The sequence below is a fragment of the Paenibacillus apii genome, assembly GCF_011043685.1.
Taxonomy (GTDB): domain Bacteria; phylum Bacillota; class Bacilli; order Paenibacillales; family Paenibacillaceae; genus Paenibacillus_AQ; species Paenibacillus_AQ sabinae.
The window spans coordinates 831,600-853,736 of the sequence record NZ_JAAKGU010000001.1; the positions used below are offsets into that span (position 1 = coordinate 831,600).

At 52.3% G+C, this 22,137-nt stretch carries 23 protein-coding genes; 2 read left to right on the forward strand and 21 right to left on the reverse strand.

Annotated elements, in window-relative coordinates:
- The first annotated feature begins 41 nt into the window (after window positions 1–41).
- Window positions 42–611, forward strand: a complete 570-nt coding sequence (locus G5B47_RS04205; protein ID WP_025335707.1) for a thymidine kinase — start codon at window positions 42–44, stop codon at window positions 609–611.
- Between the two features lie 106 nt (window positions 612–717).
- On the opposite strand, the gene G5B47_RS04210 is transcribed toward G5B47_RS04205, so the two are convergent.
- From G5B47_RS04210 to G5B47_RS04235, 6 genes are all read right to left on the reverse strand, one after another.
- Complete coding sequence (locus G5B47_RS04210) at window positions 718–1,671, reverse strand: nucleoside hydrolase (RefSeq protein WP_165094667.1); 954 nt, start codon at window positions 1,669–1,671, stop codon at window positions 718–720.
- 61 nt (window positions 1,672–1,732) lie between these two features.
- Window positions 1,733–2,566, reverse strand: a complete 834-nt coding sequence (locus tag G5B47_RS04215) for a sugar ABC transporter permease (protein ID WP_165094669.1) — start codon at window positions 2,564–2,566, stop codon at window positions 1,733–1,735.
- The gene (locus G5B47_RS04220) at window positions 2,563–3,909 is read right to left on the reverse strand and encodes a carbohydrate ABC transporter permease (protein WP_235950181.1); all 1,347 of its coding nucleotides are present in this window, start codon (window positions 3,907–3,909) and stop codon (window positions 2,563–2,565) included. Before G5B47_RS04220 ends, G5B47_RS04215 begins: the two co-directional genes overlap by 4 nt.
- A gap of 89 nt (window positions 3,910–3,998) precedes the next feature.
- Window positions 3,999–5,303, reverse strand: a complete 1,305-nt coding sequence (locus G5B47_RS04225; protein WP_165094672.1) for a sugar ABC transporter substrate-binding protein — start codon at window positions 5,301–5,303, stop codon at window positions 3,999–4,001.
- Window positions 5,304–5,396: 93 nt separating this feature from the next.
- Window positions 5,397–6,407: a LacI family DNA-binding transcriptional regulator gene (locus tag G5B47_RS04230; RefSeq protein ID WP_165094674.1), complete on the reverse strand. Its 1,011-nt coding sequence runs from the start codon at window positions 6,405–6,407 to the stop codon at window positions 5,397–5,399.
- A 474-nt stretch (window positions 6,408–6,881) separates the two neighbouring features.
- Window positions 6,882–7,400 carry a DinB family protein gene (locus G5B47_RS04235; RefSeq protein WP_165094676.1) on the reverse strand — a complete coding sequence of 173 codons (519 nt, stop codon included), beginning with the start codon at window positions 7,398–7,400 and terminating at the stop codon, window positions 6,882–6,884.
- Window positions 7,401–7,690: 290 nt separating this feature from the next.
- Between G5B47_RS04235 and G5B47_RS04240 the strand changes: the two genes are divergently transcribed.
- The gene (locus tag G5B47_RS04240) at window positions 7,691–7,861 is read left to right on the forward strand and encodes a sporulation histidine kinase inhibitor Sda (RefSeq protein ID WP_165094678.1); all 171 of its coding nucleotides are present in this window, start codon (window positions 7,691–7,693) and stop codon (window positions 7,859–7,861) included.
- A 250-nt stretch (window positions 7,862–8,111) separates the two neighbouring features.
- Here the strand turns inward: G5B47_RS04240 and spo0A are convergent, their stop codons facing one another.
- The 15 genes from spo0A to G5B47_RS04315 all read right to left on the reverse strand — a co-directional run bounded on the left by spo0A (window position 8,112) and on the right by G5B47_RS04315 (window position 22,097).
- Entirely contained in the window at window positions 8,112–8,936 is an 825-nt protein-coding gene (gene spo0A / locus G5B47_RS04245; RefSeq protein ID WP_165094680.1) for a sporulation transcription factor Spo0A, read from the reverse strand.
- Between the two features lie 196 nt (window positions 8,937–9,132).
- A complete protein-coding gene (gene spoIVB, locus G5B47_RS04250; RefSeq protein WP_165094682.1) occupies window positions 9,133–10,263 on the reverse strand; it encodes a SpoIVB peptidase in 1,131 nt (376 codons plus the stop codon).
- 105 nt (window positions 10,264–10,368) lie between these two features.
- The gene (gene recN / locus G5B47_RS04255; protein ID WP_165094684.1) at window positions 10,369–12,105 is read right to left on the reverse strand and encodes a DNA repair protein RecN; all 1,737 of its coding nucleotides are present in this window, start codon (window positions 12,103–12,105) and stop codon (window positions 10,369–10,371) included.
- A gap of 490 nt (window positions 12,106–12,595) precedes the next feature.
- Window positions 12,596–13,042, reverse strand: a complete 447-nt coding sequence (gene ahrC, locus G5B47_RS04260; RefSeq protein ID WP_165094686.1) for a transcriptional regulator AhrC/ArgR — start codon at window positions 13,040–13,042, stop codon at window positions 12,596–12,598.
- Between the two features lie 29 nt (window positions 13,043–13,071).
- Window positions 13,072–13,545, reverse strand: coding sequence for a hypothetical protein (locus G5B47_RS04265; protein WP_165094688.1), 474 nt, complete (start codon window positions 13,543–13,545; stop codon window positions 13,072–13,074).
- Between the two features lie 67 nt (window positions 13,546–13,612).
- Window positions 13,613–14,548 (reverse strand): TlyA family RNA methyltransferase, encoded by a 936-nt coding sequence (locus G5B47_RS04270; protein WP_165094690.1) that lies wholly within the window; start codon window positions 14,546–14,548, stop codon window positions 13,613–13,615.
- Window positions 14,549–14,580: 32 nt separating this feature from the next.
- Window positions 14,581–16,491: a 1-deoxy-D-xylulose-5-phosphate synthase gene (gene dxs, locus G5B47_RS04275; protein ID WP_025335720.1), complete on the reverse strand. Its 1,911-nt coding sequence runs from the start codon at window positions 16,489–16,491 to the stop codon at window positions 14,581–14,583.
- Window positions 16,492–16,583: 92 nt separating this feature from the next.
- Window positions 16,584–17,549, reverse strand: coding sequence for a polyprenyl synthetase family protein (locus G5B47_RS04280; RefSeq protein WP_165094692.1), 966 nt, complete (start codon window positions 17,547–17,549; stop codon window positions 16,584–16,586).
- Window positions 17,536–17,796, reverse strand: coding sequence for an exodeoxyribonuclease VII small subunit (gene xseB, locus G5B47_RS04285; protein WP_165094694.1), 261 nt, complete (start codon window positions 17,794–17,796; stop codon window positions 17,536–17,538). The genes G5B47_RS04280 and xseB overlap by 14 nt, the downstream gene beginning before the upstream one ends.
- On the reverse strand, window positions 17,765–19,150 hold the full coding sequence (gene xseA / locus G5B47_RS04290; protein ID WP_165094696.1) for an exodeoxyribonuclease VII large subunit: 1,386 nt from the start codon (window positions 19,148–19,150) through the stop codon (window positions 17,765–17,767). Before xseA ends, xseB begins: the two co-directional genes overlap by 32 nt.
- Window positions 19,151–19,160: 10 nt before the next feature.
- Window positions 19,161–20,018: a bifunctional methylenetetrahydrofolate dehydrogenase/methenyltetrahydrofolate cyclohydrolase FolD gene (gene folD / locus G5B47_RS04295; RefSeq protein WP_165094698.1), complete on the reverse strand. Its 858-nt coding sequence runs from the start codon at window positions 20,016–20,018 to the stop codon at window positions 19,161–19,163.
- 104 nt (window positions 20,019–20,122) lie between these two features.
- Window positions 20,123–20,575, reverse strand: coding sequence for a transcription antitermination factor NusB (gene nusB / locus G5B47_RS04300; protein WP_165094700.1), 453 nt, complete (start codon window positions 20,573–20,575; stop codon window positions 20,123–20,125).
- A gap of 242 nt (window positions 20,576–20,817) precedes the next feature.
- Window positions 20,818–21,048 carry a DUF2273 domain-containing protein gene (locus G5B47_RS04305; protein ID WP_165094702.1) on the reverse strand — a complete coding sequence of 77 codons (231 nt, stop codon included), beginning with the start codon at window positions 21,046–21,048 and terminating at the stop codon, window positions 20,818–20,820.
- Between the two features lie 15 nt (window positions 21,049–21,063).
- Complete coding sequence (amaP, locus tag G5B47_RS04310; RefSeq protein ID WP_165094704.1) at window positions 21,064–21,606, reverse strand: alkaline shock response membrane anchor protein AmaP; 543 nt, start codon at window positions 21,604–21,606, stop codon at window positions 21,064–21,066.
- Window positions 21,607–21,680: 74 nt separating this feature from the next.
- On the reverse strand, window positions 21,681–22,097 hold the full coding sequence (locus tag G5B47_RS04315) for an Asp23/Gls24 family envelope stress response protein (RefSeq protein ID WP_165094706.1): 417 nt from the start codon (window positions 22,095–22,097) through the stop codon (window positions 21,681–21,683).
- Window positions 22,098–22,137: the final 40 nt, after the last annotated feature.

The window sequence follows — 22,137 nt, forward strand, 5'->3', positions numbered from 1 at the left end:
ACTCTAATAGGGTCGCATTTTCAGGAAGGGACAGATGGACAGTGGCGCAATTGTTTTTTAAATACGGTTCAATGAACAGCGGCAAATCGATCGAAATACTCAAGGTTGCCCATAATTATGAAGAACAAGGCAAATCCGTGCTTATATTCACCTCCGCTATCGACAACCGGGACGAGGTCGGCTATGTCTCCTCGCGGATCGGCCTCCGAAGACAGGCTATAGCCATTGACGAAACTACGGATATTTTCGGGATCGTGAATGGCAGCCAGCCTAAACCCTACTGCGTGCTCGTTGATGAATGCCAGTTTCTGAACCAAGACAGCATACTTCAGCTCGTCCGCATCGTCGATGAACTGGACATTCCGGTAATGGCGTTCGGCCTCAAGAACGATTTCCAGAACAACCTGTTCGAAGGCAGCAAATATATGCTGATCTACGCCGACAAGATCGAGGAAATGAAGACGATCTGCTGGTTCTGCGAGCGCAAGGCGACCATGACGCTGCGGGTAGAGGACGGAAAGCCCGTGTACAGCGGCAAGCAAATCCAGATCGGCGGGAACGAAGCTTATTATCCGGTATGCCGCAAATGCCACAAAAATCCGCCGCTGTAGCTCATACGGACGCTCCGCTCGATTCTTTAACCATAGCTAAATACGCGAACAGGGCCTTGGCAGGGATGATCCCCGTGCCGGCCCTGTTTCGCTATTCCAGCGCATATTATATAAATCCGGTTACGAGCTTGCCAATCGCCCGTTCCGCATCCACTTCAAGACAGATGTTTACATCGTTTCCCCTTAACGGATGAGGTCTCCGGTCGGTTACAACCATGCCGGATGTCAGACTTCCGCTGCATTCAATTTCGGCTTTCAGGGTCTGTATCTTGACCAGGCTTGGATCTACCGCAACCAGCAGCGCCAGCGGATCATGCAGCGGACATGCGTCAATGAAATCATTGACCCGGGTGTAGAAATTAAAATAGTAGGCCAGTGAAGCCCGCAAAAACTCCACAACCTCCCGGCAATCCTGACGCGCGTTCCGGTCCATCCAGTCGAGGTGCTGCATCGTCAGCTTCGCCTGTAATGTTACATCCAGCCCGACCATCGTCAGCGGAAGCCCCGACTTAAACACAAGCGCTGCCGCCTCGGGGTCCACATGAAAATTCGCTTCGGCTACCGGCGTGACGTTGCCGTGGGAAAATACGGTCCCTCCCATCATGACCACGTGCTTAAATTTACCGCGGATCGAGGGATCTTTCTCAAGCGCCAGCGCCAGATTGGTCAAACTTCCAAGCGTAACCAGAATCAATTCTCCCGGCTGCTCGTTGGCTTTCCGAATCATAAAATCAGCCGCAGATTCCTCAAGAGGAAGCTGGCTCGAAGGCGGCAGCTCCGCATTCCCGATGCCATTGTCACCGTGGACATGCACGACCCGTCCTCCCCATTTCCGCTCCAGCGGCCCGGAAGCACCCGGAGCAACCGGAACATTGTAACCCGGATTCGCGAGCTTAATGAGCCTCAGCGTATTGTCGGTTGCCTGGGCAACGTCCGTATTGCCAAATCCGGTGCAGATGCCCTCAATATGAATGTGCTGTGATTTTAACGCATAGAGAATGGCAAACGCGTCGTCGATTCCTGTATCGACATCGAGAATAAGTTGATGTTTGTTTGGCATCGTGTGCTTCCCCCATGAAAGATAAATAGATGAATGGAATAAAAAGTTCACAAACTGGAATTTATCCTTTTTCGGCGCCGGCTGTCAACCCTTGTGTCAGGAGCCGCTGAAGCAGAATGAACAGGAACGTAATCGGAACCGCGATCAGGACGCATCCTGCGGCAAACGTAGTGAAATCCGTAGACTGCCGCGTACTGATCATATCGAACAAACCGACGGCCAATGTCTTCGTCTCCGGTGTCCGCAGCACGAGCTTGGCAAAGATAAAGTCGGTGAACGAGCCGGCAAAAATACTCAGCGCCGTATACACAATAAGCGGTGTGGACAAGGGCATCACGATGCGGAAGAAAATGCCGAGATGACCCGCTCCGTCTATGCGCGCCGCCTCTACCAGGCTTTTGGGAATGGTGTCAAAGTAGCTTTTGGCAAAGAGGAAGAACAAGGGCGCTCCCGCCGCATAGACCAAAATAACCGCAAAATGCGTATTGAGCAGGTTCATCAGATTCAGCAAAATAAATACGGCAATCATGCTCATAAATCCGGGGAACAGGCCCAGCACCATCAATGTGCTCATCATCGTTTTCCGGCCGTTAAAGCGGAAGACCGAGAACGCGTATCCGGGGAGCAGCGTCAAGATCGTGCCGATCACGGTGGTAGTCACGGCAATCTTCAATGTGTTGACATACCAGCGGGCAAAATCGTATTTATCGAACAAATTGGCATAATGGCCGAACGTCAAGGCCGTCGGAAGCAAGGTTTCGCTGTACAGCGAATTGCCTGTCCTAAGCGAAGACATGATCACCCAAAGTGCCGGGTATACGGAGAAGACGCCGACGACAGCAAGCAGCACATAACTGACCGACAGCCAGATCGATCCTCTTATTTTACGGCTCATGACGATGTGTCCTCCTTAAATGCCTTGGTCCGGCGAACATTCCAGATCGCAAATGCGGACAAAAGAATAAAGATGATGATCCCGATAACGGAGGCGAAGTTGTACTGGCCGTTTTCCATGGAAAGCTTGAACAGCCAAGTGATCAGAATGTCGGTGTCTCCGGCGTACTGGAAATCGCCGTTGATCGGGTTCCCGTTCGTCAGCAGGTAGATCACATTGAAATTGTTCATATTCCCGACGAAGGACATAATGACCAGCGGGGCCATCGAATACATCACGCACGGGAACGTAATCAGCCGGGTCTTCTGAAAAGCACTCGCGCCGTCGATATCGGCCGCTTCATACATATCCTGCGGGATCGTCGACATGATTCCAATAATCATGAGCATCGATACCGGGAAAGATACCCAGAAATTCGCAATGATGAGCGTGACCTTCGCCCATGTCGGATCGGAGAGCCACGGAATTTTGCCGATGCCAAACAGCTCAAGATACTGGTTCACCGGGCCGAACTGGCCGTTAAACATATTTTGCAAAATCAGCATTGAAACAAACATTGGAATCGCATAAGGCAAAATAAACAGCGTGCGCCAAAACGACTTGAAGCGAATGCGTTTTTGCTGGACGAGCAGCGCCACCGCGAACCCGCCGAAATAACCGGTAAGCGTCGCAAGAAGCGCCCAGACAATCGTCCATAACGTGACACTGTAGAAGGTGCGGCTCCATTCTTTGATCCGGAAGAGTTCCCTGAAGGCCTCAAAGCCGGTCCAATCCAGCAGGTTCTTTGGCGGTGTATGCGTGGCCGTATAGTTTGTAAAGGCGATCAGGATCATGAAGACAATCGGCATGATGGTGAAGAAAAAGACACCCGCCAGCGGAACCGCCAGGATCAAATACGGGAAACGGTAGGACAGCACAAAACTGACCGTTTCTTTGAAGGTATTTGGTACCTCGCCCTGTTCCCTCATTTTCCCTGTACGATAAGAGTCTTTAATATTCATCACATAGATCCAGATAAAAATCAGCGCTACAAAAACGGTGACCAATCCCTCGATCATCAGGAAGACGGAGTGGTCCCCCATGACCTGCTTGTAGAGCCTGCCCACCTTTTTCAGCTGGGTCTCGGTTTCGCCAAGTGTGACCAGCCCCCATACCGCATGAGGCAGCCGAAAAATAAAGGTATACAAGGCCAGCGCGTGCACCGCCAGCAAAATAACGCCTTTCATGTACTGGCGATTGTACAATTGCCCCAATCCCATGGCCAGCGCCGACAATACCGCCGCAGTCCTGCTGTTCGTTCTGGTTAGCTTGGAACGTTCCTGCTCCATGATGAACTCCTGCATCCCCCTTTAACCTCCTTTTAATGAAATGCGATCACCCGTCGACAACCCAGGTGACCGCCCGTTACTCGCACAACTTCAGCTTCGATTCGTTATTTCTGATTGGCTATGTCCGATTTCAGCTTCTGGGCAGCCTTGTCCAAAGCGGCTTTAGGGTCTCCGCCTTTCCAGACGTCGGCTATAGCGGCATCCAGAGCCGGCCATACATATTTCGTTTCATAAAGACCGGGGAATCTATGGCTGCTTGCAATTTGCTTCAGGAAGCCCTGGGTCAATTCATCATTGCGGATTCCTTGCTCGGTTCCGGAGATATTGGCAGCCGGAAGCGCGCCGGTCAGCTCATTGTTCTTGATTTGCATTTCTTTGGTCGTGATGAAATGGGCGAGAAGCTTGGCCGCATTCGGATATTTGGAGTACGAGCTTACATAGTATCCCGTGCTTCCCGCAAGCGGCATCGCATTTTCACCGCCCGGCAGCTTCGGCATCGGCAGTACGCCTACAGGGAACGGCTGCTTGTTATGCTCCCCGATCGCCCAGCTTCCGTCCATATTAATGGCAAGCTTGCCTTGTGCCCATAGACCTCCTTTCAGATTGTTAGTGACATCGGCCAGTTCAAGCGGAATAATCTCGTGAAGAGATTGAATGAACTGCATGCCTTTTACAGAACCTTCATTATTGATTCCGATGTCATTGACATCCGTTTCATTGTTGCCGAAGATGTATCCGCCATACCCCGTCATGAAGGCGACGTCAAAGGCAGAGGTTTTGGGCTCGTACAGGAAGCCGAATTTGTTGTTCTTCACATCATTGAATTTCTTGGAGAAGGCGATAATATCATCCCATGTCTCCAGCTTCGCGTCTTTCACAAGATCTTTATTGTAGTAGAGGCTGAACGTATACACGTTCCAGGGATAACCGTACAGAATGCCGTCATGAGTAGCTGCCGCGATTGTGTCCGGCTTGTTAATGCTTTTCGTGTCTTCTTCAAAATAGTCATTCGGCAGCACGAGCCCGGATTGAACGGCATTTGCCACATCAGGCGTCTGCAGACCGAACACGTCAGCGCCTACTCCTGCCGGTCCGTCTGTCGACAACCGCTTGATGCTGTCCCAGTAACCGACATCCTCTACCGTGACTTTAATGTTGTACTTTTGTTCGAATTCTTTCAGCGCATAGTCAGTAAAAGGCTTCAGGTCGGTGATAAACGTCCAAAGTCTCAATTCCGCCCCTTCCTCGGGCTTCAGCTCTTCCGTAGCGGCAGTCTCATCTGTACCGGTCTGCGAACCCGCTGCATTGCTTGACTGATTACCGGAATTCGTCGCCGCGTTGCCGCCGCAAGCAGACAATGTGAACAGCATTATTGCAGACAGCATTACTAGACTTAGCTTCTTTTTCATGAAATATCTACCCCTTTTGCATGTATTCAGTGTGTACAAACCTTCGATCCAATTGAAGCGAGCAAAATGATTCGGGACGTCACTTTTCTAACTTTAGCCTGTTACCGCCATGCAACTCCCCCTTACTATAATTTCATGCGGAAGAATCCTTGTTTCCTTCAAATAATTCTCTTTCTGCTTGATTTGCTTCAGCAGCATCTCCGCCGTCTGTACGCTCAGCTCCTTAATCGGCTGCCGGACAGTCGTAATACCGGGACAGTAAGCTTTGGCCAAAAGGATATCGTCGAACCCCATGATGGAAATATCCCCGGGTACGCTCAGCCCGTTCATTTCAGCCGCCTTAATCGCGCCGATTGCGACCATGTCGCTCACACAGCACACGGCTGTCGGCCTGTCCGGTCTTTGAAATAACGTCATACCGTTCTCATAGCCGTGATCGATGTCGTAGTCATTGGCAAAAATCAGCGATTCTTCAGAGCCAATGCCGTATTCGGCCAGCGCTTGCTTATAACCGGATAACCGCTCCACCGCCTGACGGTAGATAAGCGGCCCGCCAAAAAACGCGATTCTGCGATGCCCAATCTCAAGCAAATACCGGGTCGCATCATACATAGCCTGATAATTATCGATATTGACGGACGAGAACTGCTGACTTGGGTCAATATGTCCCGCAAACACGGCTGGAATGTCCACCTGCTCAAAAAACTCAATCTGATGCGGCTTGGGAGGAGAGGTCATCAGCACGACGCCATCCACGTACTTGTCTTTCAAGAGCCTTAAATAATCCTTCTCGATCTCATCGTCGTTTCTTGTATTGCAGAGGAGCGTGGTGTAGTTGTGCTTAAAGAATTCCTCTTCAATAATGTTGACAAATTTTGAAATAAAGACATTATCAATGCTTGAAATGATGACTCCGATGAGCCGGCTTTCTTTCATAACCAGACTGCGCGCAACCGAGTTGGGATTGAAGTTCAGCTCTTCGACCACTTTCAGAACTTTCTCACGTATTGCTTTGCTGACGGGCTTGCTTTGATTGAGAACCCGTGAAACGGTTGCCGGCGATACATTCGCTCGCATGGCCACATCTTTAATCGTAATGCTCATGACTACACTCCCACCCCTCGCGTCAAAAACAACCAGACCCGGGGTATGCTGTAACTCACCTCAGTTGGAAAACACGGGAAATCGATTTCCCGAATTCCTGTCAAAGTGTTATGGATTGAAAATATGACTGCATCCCCTTGATAGAACAACTGTTACTCAGACAGGAAATCGTTTTCCGATATGACATCTGTCACTTAATATAACAACTACTGTTACGATATTGCGAATTGATTAAGAGAAATGTACATGATTTATACTATGAGAGCAACTAAGTTAACATTAGATTGTATATTTCGACAGATTATATTCTATTTCTTTATGCAGAATGCATAATTGACACGAATATTGTCGTGTAATGTTCATGTTATATTTGTGGAAACAGGAAAAAAGCCGCTTTTCAGCGGCTCCCAACAGAGGGTTTAATTGGAATAAGGATGGAAGGCGGAGCAATGGAGAATTAATGCAGGATAACCGTTACTTTAGGTAACGTTCTTTAATGATATTCAAATGATGCAGCTCATGTCCGATCAGCAGGCTGGCCTGCGCTCTGGCCGAAATGGGATGGCCGTTCGTGTTGCCTTTGCGGGTCCACGCCTTCTCCGGAATGGCCGCGAACAAAGCCAGCGTTGATTGGCGCGTCGCTTTGAACTGCCGAATCAGTTCTTCCAGTGAATAGGAGTCAAAATCGGCCGCATTTACGAAATCATTCTCATCATAGCCGGGAAGCGGCGTTTCATCTCCCCGGGACAGACGCAGCACGCGGTAGGCCATAATGCGGTCACTGTCCGTCAAGTGGCCGAGCAGCTGCTTAAGGCTCCATTTGTCCGGTGCGTACCGGTATGCCCCCTGCTCCTCGGTCAATCCTTCGAACAATGCGAAGACGGTCTCGGATAGTTCCTGCAAAACATCGGAAAATTCTCCTTGTTCCGGCACCAGTTTCAAATACTTCTCATTGGACTCTGCATACTCTTCCTTGGTCGGGCGTTGGCTCATCTTGAATCTCCTCTCGAAGTGAACTCATGACTCCAGTATACTCTGATTTTTTCCACTTTTGCTGATTTTCTACCGTGCACGATGATGATTTCTACTGTTCTCTTCATATCTTGTAGTTGACTTGCCAGTTTAAATTTTCGTTTCAAAAAGAAGCAATTATTATGTCATATTATCCATGATTTGTAAAGAAAAATTGAGGGGGAGAATGAAGGGAGACAAGCAGGCGTGAAAATGGTACCATTTGGAAAGGATGTATTTTCAAGAAACTATTTAACTTATGGAGGAATCTAATGAACTTTCATTTTACTCCTTCTCCACGCCCCTCCTCACTTGAAATGTTAACTAATGAACAGCTGTTGAACATCTATGAATTGGCGGTACAGGCGAAGGCATCTCCCGAATTTATTGAGATTATTGAAGAAGTCTTGTCCAAGAGAAGCTTGGAGCATTCCGAGCATTAATAAACAGTACTTTCTTTTTTCAATACAACGGGGCAGCACTTAGCAGTCTGCTTTCTTCATCTTCATATTATGGGAGTTTCCTTGTTCAGGCAGACCTTACGGTCTGCCTGTTCATTTTACTTGGATAATTCCCCCATTACTACAACTGAAAACACTCCTTTACTTGGCTTTCACAACCAAATAAAGGAGTGTTCCTTATTCCTTAGCCCGGTTTAACGGCTGAACGTTATTTATCCTGATCCTTACCCTTTCACGACACCTTATGCTCAATCCGCAGCTTGTCTGCCACCATCGCGATGAACTCGCTATTGGTCGGTTTGGACTTACTGATGTTGATCGTGTAGCCGAACAGGTGGCTGATGGAATCGATGTTCCCGCGGGTCCAGGCAACCTCAATCGCGTGTCGGATGGCCCTTTCTACGCGTGAAGGCGTTGTCTTGAATTTTTCGGCAATGGCCGGGTAGAGTGTCTTCGTAATCGCTCCCAGAATTTCGATGTTGTTGTACACCATCGTGATCACCTCGCGCAAGTACTGATATCCTTTAATATGCGCAGGAACGCCGATTTCATGTATGATCGAAGTGATATTGGCATCCAGATTTTTGCCTTTGGACAACGGAACAACATTGGATTTGACCGACGAGAAGATTGGAGAGCCGGCTGAGGAAGATGAGGTCATGACACTTCCACTCTGGGTTCCTACAAGCTGCCTTACCCGGTTGGTGAGCACCTCCATATCGAAAGGCTTCAAGATGTAATAAGACGCTCCGAGCTGCACTGCCCTTTGGGTGATATTCTCCTGTCCGAAGGCAGTCAGCATAATGATTTTAGGTTGAGGATTCAGGTCCATTTCCCTTAGACGTTCGAGGACGCCCAATCCGTCAAGATGCGGCATGATAATATCAAGGATAAGAACATCGGGAATTTTGCGTGCCTGGCTCAGCATTTGCACCACTTCTTCACCATTATACGCAATTCCGGTCACTGTCATATCTTCCTGCTCGGAAATATATTCAGCAAGCAAATTGGTAAATTCCCGGTTATCGTCTGCCAACAACACTTCAATATTCTGCACTGGCTGTTTCCTCCTTAAAAATATCAGCTTTGTAAAACAGCGTTGTCTTCTCTCCCTAAATATTTTCGACATGTGGAACGAATTTCCTTCTGTCGAAAATTATTTTTCTTTATTTTTTTTTTGGCATGATTTATAATTAATTATTTTATTACAGTTTTCGATTTTCTTCATGAACGTTCGACAAAAAATCTTAAGGCTAAACCGCCTTAAGATTGGATTGAAAACTATAGGGTTGTACAACACCGGAATCTTTAAGCATCCATTCGATAAAGCAGCCGTAACCCGATTTAGGGTCATTGACGAAGACATGCGTCACCGCTCCGACCAGCTTGCCATTCTGTACAATGGGACTGCCGCTCATTCCCTGAACGATTCCCCCGGTCTTATCGATCAATCTTGGATCGGTAATGCGCAGCACCATTCCTTTGGTAGCCGGCTGCTGCTGCCGGGCCACATGAATGATCTCGACATTAAACCGTTCGACCTGCTGGCCTTCAAGTACGGTAAGAATCTGGGCTGGCCCTTCCTGAACTTCGCTGCTCATGGCGACCGGAATCGGTTCGTTATACAGACTGTGGTCCGGGTTACGCCCCATTTTGCCGAAAATGCCGAAGTCGGTGTTGCTTTCAACATTGCCAAGCACCTGGCTCTCCTTAAGAAAGTGAGCCCGCTTCTCTCCAGGATCGCCGTCTTGACTCTTGGAAATGGAAGTTACGCTTGATTCCACAATATGTCCGCTGCCAACGACAATCGGGGTGCCGGTATTCATATCGGTAATGACATGGCCGAGCGCTCCATAAACGCCTTGGTTCGGCGCGTAAAAGGTTAATGTCCCTACCCCTGCAGCGGAATCCCTGATGAAAAGCCCCAGCCGCCATACACTGTCGTTCCGGTCATAAGCGGGTCTAAGCTTCGCCATCCGTTCCCTTCCATCACGTATATACCGGATAGTGAGCTCACGGCCGGAATCCCCTGCTCGCTTCACAAGGTCAGCCACCTTCCTTACCTCGTCCAGCCTCACCCCGTCAATCGATACCATCAGATCCCCCGGCAGCAGTCCGCTGTTCTCCCCAGGCGATAATTTGGTCTGCTGAGACACCTCGACCAGATGATGCCCCACAACCAATACGCCGGCCGATTTGACCTTGACGCCGATCGTCTGACCTCCCGGATACACCTTGACCTCCCGGGCCGTTTCCGATACTGCTCCTGCCCGGCTCCCTTCAGCCTGCGATACATAACCTGAAACCGGTACGCTAAACCCTGACACACTAAGAAAGAAAGCAAATAAAAGACCTGGCAATAACTTCCTGAGGTTAGGCTTCAATGGCTGTCACGCTCCCTTTTGCTTCTTTCGCTTGACGAAAAAAGTGGTCGCCAATTGCGTACCTATAAGATAACCTTGCCCCCAGGCTTTTATTACTGTCAATACTTAACCGGTTAGTGTTCTTGCGGCCTTGCTGGCGTCGGCCAGATTAAGCATTTCCTGCGCGTGATGCAGCGTCTTTTCGGTAATTTCCACGCCGCCCAGCATTCTCGCCAGCTCTTTGACCCGGCCTTCTTCGGACAGCGGCTGAACTTCGGTCATTGTTCGTCCGTCCTGCACTTTTTTGCGGATGAGGTACTGATGGTCCGCCATGCAGGCCACCTGCGGCAGGTGGGTAATGGAGAAGATCTGGCACATCGAAGATAACCGGTACAGCTTATCGGCGATGGATTGTGCCGCCCGTCCGCTCACTCCGGTATCTACTTCGTCAAAGATCAGCACGGGAATATCCTCATGCCTTGCAAAGATGCTCTTCATCGCCAGCATAATGCGCGACAGCTCGCCGCCCGATGCAATTTTGCTCAATGGACGAAGCGGCTCTCCCGGATTGGGAGAAATCATGAATTCGGCGCTGTCGATCCCTTGCCGGGTAAGGCGGATACGCCGGCCGTCAACCTCCACTCCTTTGGGATCTTCAAGGATGTCCAGCTTGACCTCAAGCGAAGTCCGTTCCATTTGCAGATCCTTCAGCTCGCCTTCCACTTGCGAAGCTAAATCCACCGCGCACCGGCGCCGGGCTTCACTAAGCTTGGCTGCAGAGGCCATCAGCTCTTCCAGAAGAGCGTTGCGCTTAACACCCAGCTTGTCCAAATATTCATCCTTGTTCTCCAGCATATCGGTTTCCCGTGAAATTTGTTCGTAATACTTCAGAATCTGCTCCACGCTATCGCCGTACTTGCGGCGCAGACTGGATATGAGATCCAGACGGTTCTCCACTTCCTCCAGCCTTGCCGGATTGAACTCGATATCCTCACGGTAATCGCGCAGCTGAAACGAGGAGTCCTCCAACTGGTAAAAGGACGACTGGAGCTGCTCCAGTACGGGCCGTAAATTTTTCTCATCAAAACGAACGACGTCCTCAAGCATCGAGATAACATTGCTGATCGCATCAAGTCCCTGCCGTCCATTCAGCAGATCGTAAGCGCCGGAAACGGAATCCATCATTTTCTCGCTATGGGATAGTCTGACCCTTTCATCCGAAAGTAATTCATCTTCTCCGCTTTTTAATGCAGCAGATGCGATCTCCTCCAGCTGAAACCGGTACAAGTCAAGCATTTGGTAGGTTCTTTGGCTTGAATCCTGCAGCTCGCGAAGCTCCTTCTCCACTTGGGCAAACTTCGAATATTTCTCCTGGTAGTCCGCCTTCATCGGTCCGATTACGGACTCTCCGTACGTATCCAAAAGCCCTAAATGGCGCTCCGGTCGAAGAAGATTCTGATGCTCATGCTGGCCGTGAATATTGACAAGTTGCTCGCCGATTTCACGCAGCATCGTCAAATTCACCATTTGGCCGTTAACGCGGGAGGTGCTCTTTCCCTGCGAGTTCAGTTCTCTGCGGATAATCAGATGCTCCTCTTTCTGCGCCCTGATTCCAAGCCTCTCCAGCGTGTCCCACACGGAATGATTATTGGGCAAGCTGAACAGAGCCTCCATCTCCGCCTTCTCGCAGCCGTAGCGGATGGAATCCGCCGAGCCTCGGCCGCCGGCAATCATGCTCAGCGCATCGATAATGATGGACTTGCCCGCACCCGTCTCCCCCGTCAGCACATGAAAGCCCGGATAAAAATATACATCTACCGATTCGACAACCGCCAGATTGCGAATAGACAATGTTTCCAGCACAAATATTGCACCTCCGACGCAAGAATCCTTGTGTTTTATGAACTGTCCTTCTCTAAGTAAGCGGTTATGTTACGCTAATAGTTGGTTAATGAATCAATTTCACACAAAGCAGCCGCAACCGATCGTTTGTTTGATGAATAGAACTTGTACAACTTTAATACAGAGTTTAATCAACGGCTGAACGGATGCGGAAATGAGATGCTCTGATGATCTGCATGGGCGAATTCCGCCGTTACTTTAGAGTATGACCGAACATAAGTTCGGAGTCAAGAGGATTTATCCAAAAAGTTAAGGGGCAGAGGAAGGAAGGGAATAAAGCGCTAACATAGAAGCTGCTTGAAGGGGCTTTAGGCAAGTTTCGGAACAGGTGTAAAACAGGTCGCGGTACGATTCTGTCACTATGCCATTCTGCAGGACAGTTCAGAGGGCTAATGCCCTCCCATGTCCAGAGACGATTCTTGTGATTAGAGAAGATTTTTCTCAGAAGGTGTTAAATGTAACCCATGATTTGCGATACCACTGTTTTGCTGTCATCCGCCTCTCGGCAGATTATCAAAATGGTGTCGTCACCGGATATCGTTCCCATAATTTCGGGCCACTCGATGCTGTCGATCAGCGCTGCGACAGAATTGGCCGTTCCAGGCAGGCATTTCATAACGACAAGATTGCCCGAATAATCGATGTGCACGAAATTGTCCACAAGCACCCGCCTCAGCTTCTGCGTCGGATTATAGCGCTGATCGGTCGGCAGCGAATATTTGTATCTCCCGTCATCCATCGGAACCTTAATCAGCAGAAGCTCCTTGATATCCCTGGAAACGGTAGCCTGGGTTACCTGGAAACCTGCATTCCGAAGAGCTTCGACCAGCTCGTCCTGCGTTTCAATTTCCCGGTGGGTAATAATTTCACGAATTTTAATATGTCTTTGACCTTTCATTAATGGCCTCCCGTATGTTCAAAAAGGTTCTAGTCGTTCTCTCCGTCATCCCTGCCAAAAGTGATCAGATTGACCGTGCCCGCCGCCGCATTCACATAGAGCAGTCCGCCCACCTCCGGATAAATCAGGAGATACGGCAGCAGCATGTCCCGCATCATGCTTCCGGTCCATTCCAGTGGACGGCGCGGCCTGGCCAGTATAACGAGATACTGCGTGCCGTTCTCGGCTTCCGCAATGTAATCAACGAACAGCCGGCTGTATAGCGGAGCGCCGTCAACGTTGAAGGACAGCGGTATTTTCAGCTTGCCGCCGACGACTTCATAGCCTGCATTTTCCAGCAGATTCAGCGCAGGATGGGAAATGATCTCTTTATTTAACGGAATGTGATCCTGCAAAAAAGAACGCGGCGAGCTCTGCAGCCATATATAAATGCGGTAGATGACCCAAACCGCCAGTCCAACGCCGATCAGCGCCATAACCGCCCTGTCCGGGCTACCCGTCATTGGAAATCACCTCGGTGATGTATTCGCTTAGACCGAGCCAAATCCCTTTTAAATAGCCAAAAGAAACTCATCGACCCGATGAGTTTCCATGAGATGCCTTACCGCCGAACGTCCCCGAGGCTTCCGCCACAACGGCTTCCGCGAGCGATGTATAATCGCCTTCAAGCCGGGGTAAAGCCTCCGCTTCGGAGGATGCTTTCCCCCCGTCCGCGCCTTCGCCGCCTGATTGTGTCTCTTCCGGTTCCAGATGCCAGTGGGCCAAAAATTCGATATTGCCCTCACCGCCCGTAATCGGGGAGAAGGTCAATCCTTTCAGAATAAATCCCTGTTCATGGGCCATCTCAAGGACATTAATAAGCACTTCCCGGTGAACCGCCGGATCGCGAACGACACCCGATTTGCCAACCTTCTCCCGCCCGGCCTCGAACTGGGGCTTAATCAGCGCGACAATATCAGCCGGCTTTCGAAGCAGCGCTTTTAGCGGAGGCAGGATAATCTTTAGCGAGATAAAAGAAACGTCGATGCTGGCAAAATCGGGAACGGGGCCTTTGAGATCGGGCGGCGTCATATACCGGAAGTTCGTCCGTTCCATGACGCATACCCGCTCATCTTCCCGGAGCGACCAGTCCAGCTGGTTATATCCGACATCGATCGCATAAACATAGGCCGCCCCGTTCTGAAGTGCGCAATCGGTGAAGCCCCCGGTGGAAGCGCCGATATCCAGCATTGTCCGGCCGCCGACATCGATGCTGAACCGGCGCAGCGCCTTTTCCAGTTTGAGTCCGCCGCGGCTGACGTACGGATGTACGGCGCCCTTGACCTTCAGGACAGAGCTGCGGGGCACTTTCATCCCGGCTTTCTCGATGCGTTCTTCATCCGCGAGCACAAGACCAGCCATGATGGCCGCCTTGGCTTTTTCGCGGCTTTCGTAAAAGCCCTGCTCGACGAGCAGCACGTCGATTCTTTCCTTCGGGCTCCGTTCTTTCTCTTTACCGTGCTCCATAGTCATCTCCAATTTCTATACTCGGGTCTCCCTTAGGCTTGCGAAGACGTTGTCTTGCCGAATGGATAAGAGCTTGCCGCCTTCATCGATTTGATCCGGGCGCATACCGCCTCGACGGTAAGTCCCGTCAGCTGGCGCTGTTCCTTGATCGAACCGTGTTCGACAAAAATATCCGGCACGCCCATCAGCTCCACCGTAACGTGATGCAGCCCATGCTCGGCATAATGCTCCAGCACGGCGCTGCCCAGGCTCCCCGCCTGGCTCGCTTCCTCCAGCACGATCATCTTCGTACCGGCACGGGCGAGACTTTGAAGCATGGAGCCGTCCAGCGGCTTCAGGAAGCGGGCGTTCACGACCCCCGTCTGAATACCCTCACGTTTGAGCAGATCCGCCGCATCCTCCGCCAGCTGTACCATTGGTCCGCAGGCAATGATAGCGAAGTCATCGCCGGGACGGAGCCGTTCCCAGGACCCGATCGGCAGGCAGCGCAGCTCCGGATCAAGCGCTGTTCCGGTGCCGTTAATACGGGGATAACGGTACGCGATCGGGCCGTCATTGTATTCCAGCGCCGTCTTCATCATATGGCGCAGTTCATTCTCATCCTTGGGCATCATCAGCACGATGTTCGGAATATGACGCATAAAAGCGATATCGTATACGCCTTGATGCGTCTCCCCGTCGGCGCCGACAAATCCGGCCCGGTCGATGGCGAACATCACGTTGGCGTTATGGCGGCAGATGTCGTGAACGATCTGGTCGTAGGCACGCTGCATGAAGGTGGAATAAACGGCGAATACCGGTTTCATTCCTTCCATGGCAAGCGCGGCGCAGAGCGTCGCCGCATGCTGCTCCGCAATGCCCACATCAATCATACGCCCCGGAAATTCCTTCGAGAACGGGAACAGACCGGAGCCTCCCGGCATCGCGGGAGTAACGGCGACAAGCCGTTCATCCTGCCGGCCGAGTTCGATCAGCGTCTCGCCGAACACTTCCGTGTACATCGGATGGCCAACCGCTTTCAACACCTGGCCGGATTCGATCTTGTAAGGGGTAATGCCGTGCCATTTATAGGAATCGGCTTCCGCCGGTTGATAGCCTTTGCCTTTGGTGGTGAGCACGTGAACCAGCACGGGTCCCGCCACATTGTCCGCCTGGTGGAACGTATCGATCATGGTTGCAAGATCATGGCCGTCCACGGGGCCAAGATACGTAAAGCCCAGCTCCTCGAACAGAACGCCGGGAACCATCATATATTTCAGGCTGTCCTTCATCCGTTCCGCGGTCTTCGCCAGACGGCCGCCGATCGCCGGAATCTTCCTCAGGAGCCCTTCCACTTCGTCTTTGGCCCGCAAATAATGGCGGTCCGAGCGAATTTGACTTAAATAGTTATGCATCGCGCCGACATTGGGGGCGATGGACATTTCATTGTCGTTCAGGATGACCATCAGCTTGCGGCGCTCATGTCCGATATGGTTCAGCGCCTCGAACGCCATGCCGCCGGTCAGAGCCCCGTCGCCGATAATGGCGACAACCTTGTTGTCCTCTCCCTTGAAATCGCGGGCCATCGCCATGCCCATCGCTGCAGAAAGGGAGGTGCTGCTGTGCCCGGCTTCCCACACGTCATGCTCGCTCTCGGAGCGCTTGACAAAGCCGCAGAGCCCGTTCTGCTTGCGCAGCGTATCAAACCGGTCCTGTCGGCCGGTCAATATTTTGTGGACATACGCCTGATGTCCGACATCGAATATAAATTTGTCCCGGGGACTGTCGTAGCAGTAATGCAATGCCAGCGTGAGCTCCACCACTCCCAGATTGGAGGCGAGATGTCCGCCTGTCGCAGACAGCTTCTCAATCAAAAACCTGCGTATCTCGTCCGCCAGGGTATTCAATTGTTCGATCGATAGCGATTTCAGTTGCTTAGGATCATTTAGTTGTGGAAGCAGCACGTGATTTCCCCGCTTTCCTGATGTTGTAAAGTATAACTCCCATTATAACATAAATGAAACGGCTGTCGAAATGCAGCCGTTTCCGCTTAGCTTTAGTGATCTCTAGACATTAAATAATCGGCGATTTCAATCAGACGTGCCCCATCAGCAAATCCGCCTTCCCGAACAGCGGATTTCGCTTCTTCCGTCAGCCGTTCCACTTCAAGCCGGGAAGCCTCCAGCCCGATAAAATAGGGATAAGTCACCTTCTGCTGCCGGACATCGCTGCCCGTCTTCTTGCCGAGCTTGCTTTCGTCCCCGACGAGGTCGAGAATATCGTCCTGCACCTGGAACGCCAGTCCGATGCTGACGCCGAAACGCCGCAGCGCTTCAAGCTGCTGATCCGACGCTCCGCCAATGCGTCCCCCGGCGAGCAGCGAGAATACAATCAGATCGCCTGTCTTGTGCAGATGGATATAGCGCAGGCTGTCCAGATCGGTCAGCCCCTGCTCGCCTTCCATGTCGGCCGCTTGGCCTCCCACCATTCCGCGCGGTCCGGCCATTTCCGCCAAGTCCTCCACGATCGACAAGACGTTCTCCGCGGACACCCCGTGCCGGCGGGCGGCCTGCACCACGCTGTAAAAAGCATGCGTCAGCAACGCGTCTCCTGCCAGAATAGCCGCCGCTTCGCCGAATACTTTATGGTTCGTCAGCCGCCCCCGCCGGTAATCGTCGTCGTCCATCGCGGGCAGATCGTCGTGAATCAGCGAATATGTATGCACCATTTCGATTGCCGCTGCCACAGGCAGCGCCGCTTCCCGGCATCCGCCAAGCGCTTCGCACGCCGCTATAACAAGCAGAGGGCGAAGGCGCTTGCCTCCGGCGAGCAGCGAATAACTCATTGCTTCCGTCAGCTTGGCGGGTACCTCCCAATGCTTCGGGAAGAGCATCGTCAGCTCGCCCGCAACAAGATCGCTAACGCCGGCGATATATTCCTTTAACGGCTGTTGGTTGTCAGGCTTCGCGCTTCGGCTTTCTTCCGGTTCCTTTCCGGAGAGTCCATTATTATACGGAATCATCGCTTTCCCCTTCCAGGTCGGCGCCGAACGGCTTCTTGCGCAGCTGTCCGTCTTCTTCCACGATCATTTCGATTTTGCGCTCTACCTGCTCCAGCTTCGCCCCGCACAGCTGGGAGAGCTTCATCCCCTGCTGAAACAAATCGATCGCCTTCTCCAGCGGAACGTCTCCGTGCTCCAGTTCACGCACGATCAGCTCCAGCCGGTCCATCGCTTCCTCAAACCCCAGTTCCGCTTCTTCCTTCGCCATGATCTTTCGCATCCTCCTTCATTCCCCATACCTGGCAGTCCAGCTGCCCGTCCGCCAGCTTCACGACAACCAGATCGCCGAGCTGAACCTCGCTTAACGATTTAATTAAATGCCGTTCCTTCTCATCGTAGACCAGGCTGTAGCCCCGCGCCATGACCTTAAGCGGGCTTAGCGCATCCAGCGCCTTAAGCTCCGCCGCAAAGCGGGAGCGCTTGTCCGCAAGCCGCGCTTTCATGGCGGCGACAAGCTCGCGCCTTGCGCCGTCGCTCCGGCGCCGGGCGGCAATGGCGCCCTCGCGCGGGCTGTAGCGCTCCAGGCGGTGCCGCAGCACCGCCTGCCGCTCGCGCGAGCGCGCCAGCCGCGCTTCGGCAGCGCGGTCAAGCCGCTGGCGCAGCATATCCAGCCGCTGCGCGTGCTGGAGCAGGTACCGGCGCGGGCTGACCAGCACCGGCGAGCGCTGCAGCGCCGCGAGCCGCTCGCGCCCGCGCATGGCGCGGCGCTGCAGCCCCTGGCGCAGCAAGCGCTGCAGCTGGCGGAGCTGCGAAGCCAGCTCCGCGGCATGCGGCACGGCCAGCTCTGCTGCGGCCGTGGGCGTCGCGGCGCGGAGGTCGGCCGCGAAATCGGCGATCGTAAAATCGGTCTCATGGCCTACGGCCGAAATGACCGGTATATCCGACGCCGCAATGGCCCTCGCCACCGCTTCTTCGTTGAAGGCCCACAGCTCCTCCAGGGAGCCGCCGCCGCGGCCCACGATGAGCACGTCGGCCTCGCCCATAGCGTTCAGGTCGCGGATCGCCTTCACGATGGACGGCGCCGCTCCCTTCCCCTGCACGAGTACGGGATAGAGCACGATGGACACCTGCGGATACCGCCGGCGCAGCGTGATGAGAATATCCCGGACCGCCGCGCCTGTCGGCGATGTAACGACGCCGATGCAGCGCGGATAGCGGGGCAATGGTCGCTTCAGCTCGGCGGCGAACAGTCCTTCCTGCTCGAGCTTCTTCTTCAGCTGTTCATAGGCAAGGTACAGACTGCCGATGCCGTCGGGCTGCATGTGCGTGGCATAGAACTGATACTGCCCGTCCCTTTCGTATACCGTCACATTCCCCCTGGCGATAACCCGCGAGCCTTCCTTCGGAACAAAAGGCAGCCGCTGGTTATGGGAAGCGAACATAATCGCCTTGATGCGGCTGCTCTCATCCTTGAGCGTAAAATACATATGCCCGCTGCCATGATGCGTAAAATTCGAAATTTCTCCCCGAATCCACACATCGGAGAGCAGATGATCCGAGTCAAGCTTCATGCGGATATAACGGTTGAGATCTTTAATGGAATATACCTTCCGCTCCGCCATGATGCCTGTCCTATTCCAGTCCGCGGCGGCGCTTGGCCGCAGTCAGCGTGTTCACCATCAGCATCGTAATCGTCATCGGGCCTACGCCTCCCGGAACCGGCGTAATATAACCAGCGACTTCCTTGGCGCTGTCGTAGTCAACGTCTCCCGCCAGCTTACCGTTATCCAGACGGTTCATGCCCACGTCGATGACAACCGCGCCAGGCTTCACATAAGAAGCGTCAACAAAGTTGGCGCGGCCGATCGCCACTACAAGCACATCGGCCTGTTTGCACAGCTCGGCCATATTCACTGTGCGGGAATGGCACATGGTAACCGTCGCGTTCTCCCGCTGGAGCAGCAGGGATACCGGCTTGCCGACAATATTGCTGCGGCCGATTACAACAGCGTGTTTGCCGGATAGATCGATGCCCGTGCGCTTGATCAGTTCGATTACGCCGGCCGGTGTACAAGGAAGCAGGCTGTCGTCGCCGATAACCAGGTTGCCGACATTGACTGGATGAAAGCCATCGACATCCTTCTCTACGGCGATGGCATCGATCACTGCTTTTTCATTAATGTGCTTTGGCAGCGGGAGCTGTACCAGAATGCCGTCGATTTCGTCCGCCTTGTTAAGCTCGTCAACGAGCGCGAGCAGCTCCTCCTGGGAAGTCGATGCCGGCAGCCGGTGCACTACCGAATGAAAGCCAAGGCTGATGCAGGTTTTTTCCTTACTGTTGACATATACCTGCGATCCCGGATCTTCCCCGACAAGCACTACAGCCAAACCGGGCTTTACGCCGCGCTGCAAAAGCGTCTCGACCTCACGGGCAATATCCACACGAATTTCTTCGGAAACCAGTTTACCGCTGATGATTGCTGCTGTCATGACACTTATCTCCCCTTTGGTGAACTTTTATTGTAGTAAGGTTGTCTTTTGCGAAAAAGGGCCAACAAGACGCATTGCATTGCTTTTTTAAATCAGCTTCATTTCTAGGAACGCTTGGTCTTCAGTTCTTCTAAATCCTGAATCATTTTTCCCAGCACGCCGTTGACGAACTTGCCGGAATCCTCGGTGCCGAAATGCTTGGCAAGCTCGATGGCTTCATTGACGGCAACCTTGGCCGGAACATCATTCAAATAGATCATTTCATAGGCCGCCAGCCGCAAAATTTGACGGTCGACGCGAGACAGCCGGCTCATCTGCCAACCTTTCAGGTAATGCTCCAGCATATCGTCAATCGCAGGCTTGGCTTCCCAGATGCCGTTGACATGGCTGAGCACATAATCTTTCAGCAGCAGCTCGTCCGAAATAACCCGCTCCGTCTCATTCTCCTCCGACGCTTCTTCCAGCAGCATCTCCACCGCCTCGCCGCTCTCGACCTCGTTCATCTCCATTTGATACAGGCTTTGTACTATAATTTCTCTCGCTACACGTCTTTTCATTGGGTTCCTCCTTATAATGATCCAGGCGATCGTTCAAATGCCCCGCTCCCATGTGAAATGGATGGAGACCTTCTTGGTATGCTTATATTAGGATGTACACTTTTCGTTCTGTTCATCGTCCTTGCTTCAGCGTCTGCTTAATCTCCAGATAGTCATCAAACGCAAAAAAACCGCACCGCCCTTCCCTCGGGCAAAACAAACAGCAGACCAGTTTCGCTCCGAAAGAAAGGCTTTAGCGCGGTTCACTTGAAGGGACGCCAGCGGGTCGTCAGCTGCTCCAGAAGCTCCCGCCAAGGGAACAATGGAGCCTGCGCGTCTTTCCTGCCGCCAAGCGTATATCCGATGAACACAACCAGTGCAAAGAACAGCATATCCCAGAAACCGCTAATTAAATAAATGATGCCAAGAATTAAGCCAAAGGCTACTCCGGCGATTCTGCCACCGTGACTTTCCCAAATTTCTCTCCAAGGCATTAGGGAAACTCACCTCTATTCCACTCGACTTTTGAAGCTTGGGGACTGAGCAAGATTCGCAATATAGACGGAGACGTCTGCAACCGGAACGCCCGTCGTTTCCTGTACGTATTCATGCACCTGCCGCTGGATTTCCGATGTCAGCAGCGGCAGCGAATGCTCGCCGTCAACTACGCCCCGGATCATAATTTCCAGTCCCGCCTGGGAAACACGGATGCGCGATTTCAGGTCGCGAATGCCTTTAACCCGTCCGGCTGCTTTCAGGCTCAGATTCTCGATTGTTTCCATCGAGATCTGAATATCCCCGTATTCCGTTCGCTGATCCACCGACAGGGTGGAAGTCCGCTCCCGGCGCAGGGAAATGTAGAAGAACCGGATACTAAGCAGAAATAAAATGACCGCCACGGCAACCGCAGCAATATAAGCGGTGTCCCAATCCCGGATCCTCAGATTATTCATTGGGAGAACCCCGCTTAACAGGAGGATGGCAATAACGGATAATGCTCCGATGCTCAAGCTGTATAGAAACAGCAAAAGTCTGTCCAAAATTTTCGCCACGAGCCTCTTAACCTCCTTAAAGTAGACTAAACCCTCGACTTGACCGTCGGGGGTTTAATGAAGACCGGAAGTCCTTATTTCACACGAAGGGCAATATCGGTATCGTCACTAACGCTGTTCTTCTCTGCTGTCTTGAACTGTACGTCGTGAATATGCACATTCACTTCTACGACCGTCAGGCCGGTCATCGTCTCGATCGACCGCTTGACGTTGCGCTGGATTTCCGCCGCCACTTCCGGAAGACGGGTACCGTATTCGATAATTACAGAGACATCCACAGCGGCTTCACGCTGTCCAACTTCCACCTTAACGCCTTTTGAAAGGTTCTTACGGCCCAGCAGCTCGACAATGCCTCCGGCAAAACCTCCGCTCATGCCCGCTACGCCTTTAACCTCTACGGTCGCGAGCCCCGCGATGACCTCAATCACCTCGGGAGCGATTTGGATTTCACCGATTTCCGTACGTTCGAATTCTGTCGGCAATGTACTCATTTAGTCCCCCACACCTTTCGTATTTGTTACTGACGGCAAG

Excerpts from the sequence above, each read along its gene's own strand:
- G5B47_RS04315 (WP_165094706.1), bottom strand. The coding sequence starts at position 22,097 with ATGAGTACATTGCCGACAGAATTCGAACGTACGGAAATCGGTGAAATC.
- G5B47_RS04305 (WP_165094702.1), bottom strand. The coding sequence starts at position 21,048 with ATGCCTTGGAGAGAAATTTGGGAAAGTCACGGTGGCAGAATCGCCGGA.
- G5B47_RS04225 (WP_165094672.1), bottom strand. The coding sequence starts at position 5,303 with ATGAAAAAGAAGCTAAGTCTAGTAATGCTGTCTGCAATAATGCTGTTC.
- G5B47_RS04280 (WP_165094692.1), bottom strand. The coding sequence starts at position 17,549 with ATGATTCCGTATAATAATGGACTCTCCGGAAAGGAACCGGAAGAAAGC.
- G5B47_RS04270 (WP_165094690.1), bottom strand. The coding sequence starts at position 14,548 with ATGGAGCACGGTAAAGAGAAAGAACGGAGCCCGAAGGAAAGAATCGAC.
- G5B47_RS04220 (WP_235950181.1), bottom strand. The coding sequence starts at position 3,909 with ATGCAGGAGTTCATCATGGAGCAGGAACGTTCCAAGCTAACCAGAACG.
- G5B47_RS04240 (WP_165094678.1), top strand. The coding sequence starts at position 7,691 with ATGAACTTTCATTTTACTCCTTCTCCACGCCCCTCCTCACTTGAAATG.
- G5B47_RS04235 (WP_165094676.1), bottom strand. The coding sequence starts at position 7,400 with ATGAGCCAACGCCCGACCAAGGAAGAGTATGCAGAGTCCAATGAGAAG.
- G5B47_RS04265 (WP_165094688.1), bottom strand. The coding sequence starts at position 13,545 with ATGACGGGTAGCCCGGACAGGGCGGTTATGGCGCTGATCGGCGTTGGA.
- G5B47_RS04210 (WP_165094667.1), bottom strand. The coding sequence starts at position 1,671 with ATGCCAAACAAACATCAACTTATTCTCGATGTCGATACAGGAATCGAC.
- G5B47_RS04215 (WP_165094669.1), bottom strand. The coding sequence starts at position 2,566 with ATGAGCCGTAAAATAAGAGGATCGATCTGGCTGTCGGTCAGTTATGTG.
- folD (WP_165094698.1), bottom strand. The coding sequence starts at position 20,018 with ATGACAGCAGCAATCATCAGCGGTAAACTGGTTTCCGAAGAAATTCGT.
- xseA (WP_165094696.1), bottom strand. The coding sequence starts at position 19,150 with ATGGCGGAGCGGAAGGTATATTCCATTAAAGATCTCAACCGTTATATC.
- G5B47_RS04230 (WP_165094674.1), bottom strand. The coding sequence starts at position 6,407 with ATGAGCATTACGATTAAAGATGTGGCCATGCGAGCGAATGTATCGCCG.
- ahrC (WP_165094686.1), bottom strand. The coding sequence starts at position 13,042 with ATGAAAGGTCAAAGACATATTAAAATTCGTGAAATTATTACCCACCGG.
- nusB (WP_165094700.1), bottom strand. The coding sequence starts at position 20,575 with ATGAAAAGACGTGTAGCGAGAGAAATTATAGTACAAAGCCTGTATCAA.
- xseB (WP_165094694.1), bottom strand. The coding sequence starts at position 17,796 with ATGGCGAAGGAAGAAGCGGAACTGGGGTTTGAGGAAGCGATGGACCGG.